The following is a 5,012-nucleotide window of genomic DNA, read 5'->3' on the forward strand; positions in this document are numbered from 1 at the left end:
GCCACGAGTTCGAGCAGGCGCTTTTCGGCCGCAAGCTGCGCCTCGGCGCGAGTCCGATCCTCGATGTCGGTGTTGACGCCGCACCAGCCCGTGAGCGTCCCGCCCGTGTCATAGAGCGGCCGGGTCTGCAGGCTCAAACGCCGATAGACGCCGTCGGCGCGCCGGATCCGGGCCACGATGTTGATCTCTCGCGGCCTTGCCTCCGCCTGCGCCGCGGCCCAGGTGCTCAACGCGCCGGGGACGTCCTCGGGGTGGAACAAGGAAATCCACCCTTGATCGGCCAGCGCCTCAAGTCCGACCCCGGTGAAGTCACGCCAGCGTTCGTTGACGAAGTCGCACGCGCCATCCGGCGTGGCGGTCCAGACCATCCCGGGGAGCGCGTCCAGCAGTCGGCAAAGGTCGGTGTCCATTCTTGGCTTTCATGGCCCGCCAGTCGGTGACGATGCGGACCAACGCGACCCGCCGTCCATTGTACTTTGGTCTTGGTTGGAGGTGACGTCCACGGTCGAATGCTCAGAAGCGTGCGGCCAGTGTCACGCCATAGGTCGCGGGTTGGCCGACAAAACGGGCGACCGCGTTGGCGTTCAGGAAGACGTTCGTCCAGTAGTATTCGTTGGTGACGTTGCGCCCCCAGGCCCAGGCGCGCAGGCGGCCGTCGGCCCGCTCGATCCCGACGCGCAGGTCAAGCAGCGCGTAGGCGGCGATGCGGAAGCTTTCGGGGGCGCCCACCCCGGCGTAGGTGGCGCTGCGGTAGGTCAGCGAGCCGCCGGCGAAGCCGCGCAACTGGTCGTTCAGCGGGAAGGCGTAATCGACATTGGCCACCGCCTGCCACGGGGGAGAGAAGGGGAATGGCGTGCCGGACTGGTCGCCAAAGACCGCAGTGGCGTCGAAGCCCTCGAACCGGTCGATGCGGGTGTGGCCGTAGGTGAGGGCGGCGTCCAGCACCAAGCCCTCGGTCGGGCGCGCGACCAGCTGGGCCTCCGCCCCCAGCACATGTGACCTTGGGATCGAGACCAGCGCCTCGAGGGGGCCGAACGCCACGTCCTGGACCGCGCCGCGCAACTGCTTGTCGCGATAGTCGTAGTAGTAGGCCGCGCTGTTGAGCTGGACGCGTCGGTCGAGGAGGCTAGCCTTGACGCCGGCCTCGTAGGCGACGACCGACTCCTGCCGGATCGGAGCATATTGCGGAACGGCCGAGACCGAAGCCACCGGCACGGTTCCCGCCTTGAACCCCTTGCTGACATTGGCGTAGGCGAGCAGGCCGGGTCGAGCGCTCCAGCTGAGCCCGGCGCGCCAGGACACGCTGTCCTGGTCAAGGTCACTGTGGACGTTCTGGACCGGGCGCAGGCCGTTGGCGGGGTCGAGGACGATGCAGTCGCCAACGCGCGTGGGCGGCGCGGCCCTGCCGCGGAAGAAGTTCCAGAAGCGGGCGAAGTGGTCGGTCACCGCCAGCACGCAACTGTCGAAGCTGCGCCGGTCGCTGTTGTAGCGCAGCGCTCCTTCCACCATCAGCGTGTCGGTAAGCCCATACTCGAGGCGACCAAACACGGCGGCGGTGTCGACACGGACGCGGCTGGTCATCTGGTTGAGGTCAGCATAGGCCAGCGGATCGAGAGCCTCGAACATGTGCGACAGGTCGACGTCGCGGAAGATCTGCCGCGGCTGGTCCTTGACCTTGTCATGAGCGTAGTTGCCGCCAACCAGCCAGGTCAGCCGCCGCTTGTGTCCCGATAGCCGAAGCTCTTGGAAATAGGAGGCGATCACGCCGTCCTCGTCGATGACCTCGTTCAGATTGAACGGCGTGCCGTTCGGATCCTGACCGTAGGCTAGGTCCAGGGACGTGAACGCTGTCAGCGACGTGAGGGTGAGCTCGCTCCGCAGCCGGTAGTCCGTGCGCCAGAGCGCCTGGAAGAAGCTGGTGTCGCTGGCGTACGGAAACGGCTGATCCGCGCCGACGGCCCTTGCGCTCCAATCCGCCGCGCGCGGCTTGGCGACGACGGGAAAGGCGAGCAGTCCAGGGATGACCAGCGCCGGCACGATCGGCGCGGCGGCATGGAACTGACCCGCCAGGCTGTCGGACCCGTCATGCGTCAGCGTCGCGGTCAGGCGGCTGGTGACCGCGTCCGTCGGCCGCCATTCCACGGTCGCCCGGCCTTGCAACTCGCGAACCCGGCCGAGGCGGTCTCCTGGTCGGCTGATGCTCTTTTGCCAACCCTCGCCCCAGCGGCCTTGCACGGCGATCCGGCCCGTCAGGGTGTCGGAGATCGGGCCCGCGACGTAGCCGCTCAGGCGGGCGCGGTTGAAGCGGCCATAGGTCGCCTCCGCCCCCGCCTCGAAGACCTCGCCAGGCTTTCCGGCGATGTAGTTGACCGCGCCGCCCGTGGCGTTCTGGCCAAAGAGTGTGCCTTGTGGTCCCTTGAGTACTTCCACCCTCGCCAGGTCGAAGGCGACGAGCTTGCTCATCGCGGGGTAGGGGAGGGGCGCTTCGTCGAGATAGATGGACACCGCCGGCGGCGTGGCCAGGTCGCTGTTGAAAAAGCCAACACCACGCAGGGTGATCGAGGTCGAGGCGAAGTTGCTCTCCTGGAGGGTCAAGCCCGGCACGAGGCGCGGCAGGTCTGAGACGGCGTCGATCCCTCGGAGGCGGAGGGTCTCGCCCGAGGCGGCGGTGATGGCCATGCTCACGCTGTCAGCCGTCTGCTGGCGCTTCTGCGCCGTGACGATGACCGGCTCGATCGATGGCCCGCCGTCGTCGTCCGCCAGCGCTGGTCCCGCCGCCATGCCGACGACCAACGCCAGGCCGCAACCCCGCCAACCCAAGTGCATGCCACTCTCCCCATCAGCACGCCTGAGCATCGCGTGGGGAGGCGGGGGGCGTCGATTGCACCAAGGTATCGGCGACACCAAGGTCCAATCGACTTGCCGCGCGCATCGTCGATGGTGGCCCGGCCGGATCGTCCGGCATAGGGAGCGACAGATGATCCGCAAGGCGCAGGCGGTTTGGCGAGGTTCGGGCCGCGACGGCGAGGGCGCGCTTTCGACCGGCTCGGGGGTGTTGCACGACACCCCCTATTCATTCCGGACCCGGTTCGAATCTCAACCCGGCACGAACCCCGAGGAGCTGATCGCGGCCGCTCACGCTGGCTGCTTCACCATGGCCCTGGCCTTCGCCTTGCAGGCGGCGGAGCTGACGCCCACCGAATTGAACACCGAAGCGGCGGTCTCGCTGGACCGGGACGAAGCGGGCTTCACGATCACCCGCTCGGCGCTGAGCGTGCGCGCCTCGGTTCCAGGGATCGACGGCGAGCGCTTCGAGCGCATCGCGCGCGAGGCCGAAAAGAACTGCCCCGTCTCCAAGGCGCTGAACGCCGAGATCACGCTCTCGGTCAGTCTGGTTTGAAGGGTTGGTCACGCGGGCGATCGTCGCTGGTCAGGCCGGCGACGGTCGTTGCCATTTCTGACCCTGTCTTGTCCTTCACATACCAAGGTATCGCCAATACCAACGTCTGATGGAGCGCCTGCAAAGTCTCAATACATGCTGTCTTCGAAATTGAAGTTCTCGAAGAACTCCAGACAAAGTCGAGGAGAGCAGCCATGAAATCCGAACTCTATCCGTCCACCCGCCGGCACTTCCTCGCCGCGTCGGCGACCGTCGCCGGGGCGATCGGCCTTGCCGGTTCGGCGGCCGCCGAGATCGCCGGGCTCTCGGCCGAGCCGGCGGGCGGCGTCGGCGTCCGGCCCTACAAGATCCAGATCCCCCAAGCCGCGCTCGACGACACCAAGCGCCGGATCCTGGCGACCCGGTGGCCGGAGAAGGAGACCGTCGGGGACGACAGCCAGGGCGTGCAACTGGCCACCATGCGGGCTTTGGCCGACTACTGGGCCAATCGCTACGACTGGCGTAGCTGCGAGGCCTATCTGAACAATCTTCCCAATTTCGTGACGGAGATCGACGGCCTCGACATCCATTTCCTGCACATCAGGTCCAAGCACGCGGACGCCCTGCCGATCATCGTCACGCACGGCTGGCCCGGCTCCATCATCGAGCAGTTGAAGATCATCGGTCCGTTGACCGACCCGACGGCGCATGGCGGTTCGGCTTCGGACGCGTTCCACATCGTGATCCCGTCACTGCCAGGCCATGGCTTTTCGGCCAAGCCGACAACGCCGGGATGGGATCCGATCCGGATCGCCCGGGCCTGGGTCGTGCTGATGCAGCGCCTTGGCTACACCCGCTACGTCGCCCAGGGCGGGGACTGGGGCAACGCCGTCACCGAGCAGATGGCCTTGCTCAAGCCCAAGGGCCTGATCGGCATTCACACCAACATGCCCGCCACCGTGCCCGCCGATGTGGCCAGGGCCTTGCAGTATGGCGAGCCCGCCCCGGCCGGCCTGACCCCCGACGAGCGCCGCGCCTTCGACCAGCTCGACACCTTCTACAAGCACGGCCTGGGCTACGCCAACGAGATGGCCAACCGGCCGCAGACGCTCTACGCCCTGGCCGACTCGCCCATCGGCCTGGCCGCCTGGATGTTGGACCACGACGCCAAGAGCCAGCAGCTGATCGCGCGGGTGTTCGCCGGCCAACAGGAAGGCCTCTCGCAGGAAGACGTCGTCGACAACGTCGCGCTCTACTGGCTGACCAATACGGCCGTTTCGTCCGCGCGACTCTACTGGGAAAGCAAGCTCGCCTTCTTCGCGCCGAAGGGCGTGACGATCCCAGTGGCGGTCAGCGCCTTCGCCGACGAGCTTTACCAGGCCCCCGAGAGCTGGGCGCGCAAGGCCTATCCCAACCTCGTCTTCTACAAGCGGCACGACCAGGGCGGGCACTTCGCCGCCTGGGAGCAGCCACAGCGGCTGACCGAGGATCTCCGGGCCGCCTTCCGGCCGCTGCGGCGCGCTTAAGCCGCGGCCGGCGGGGCGGATCGGCCTCCTCCCCCCAAGTCCGATCCGCCCCGAAACCTAACTCGTCGCCAGAGGATGCGCGATGCCCGCTGTTTCCCGCCCCTCCA

4 protein-coding genes are annotated in these 5,012 nt (G+C 67.4%); 2 read left to right on the forward strand and 2 right to left on the reverse strand.

What is annotated here, in order from left to right; genetic code table 11:
- A partial coding sequence (locus VJ655_RS02260) for a PAS domain-containing protein (RefSeq protein ID WP_324097815.1) occupies window positions 1-410 on the reverse strand: 410 nt, incomplete at its 3' end.
- Between the two features lie 103 nt (window positions 411-513).
- Entirely contained in the window at window positions 514-2,826 is a 2,313-nt protein-coding gene (locus tag VJ655_RS02265) for a TonB-dependent receptor (RefSeq protein WP_324097817.1), read from the reverse strand.
- Window positions 2,827-2,977: 151 nt separating this feature from the next.
- Here VJ655_RS02265 and VJ655_RS02270 point away from each other — a divergent pair, with 151 nt between their 5' ends.
- Both VJ655_RS02270 and VJ655_RS02275 read left to right on the forward strand, forming a co-directional pair.
- A complete protein-coding gene (locus tag VJ655_RS02270) occupies window positions 2,978-3,400 on the forward strand; it encodes an OsmC family protein (RefSeq protein ID WP_324097819.1) in 423 nt (140 codons plus the stop codon).
- Window positions 3,401-3,594: 194 nt separating this feature from the next.
- A complete protein-coding gene (locus tag VJ655_RS02275; RefSeq protein ID WP_125157728.1) occupies window positions 3,595-4,905 on the forward strand; it encodes an epoxide hydrolase family protein in 1,311 nt (436 codons plus the stop codon).
- The last annotated feature ends 107 nt before the right edge of the window (window positions 4,906-5,012 follow it).

Origin of the sequence: Caulobacter sp. (assembly GCF_035254145.1) — a bacterium.
In the GTDB taxonomy this organism is placed as follows: domain Bacteria; phylum Pseudomonadota; class Alphaproteobacteria; order Caulobacterales; family Caulobacteraceae; genus Caulobacter.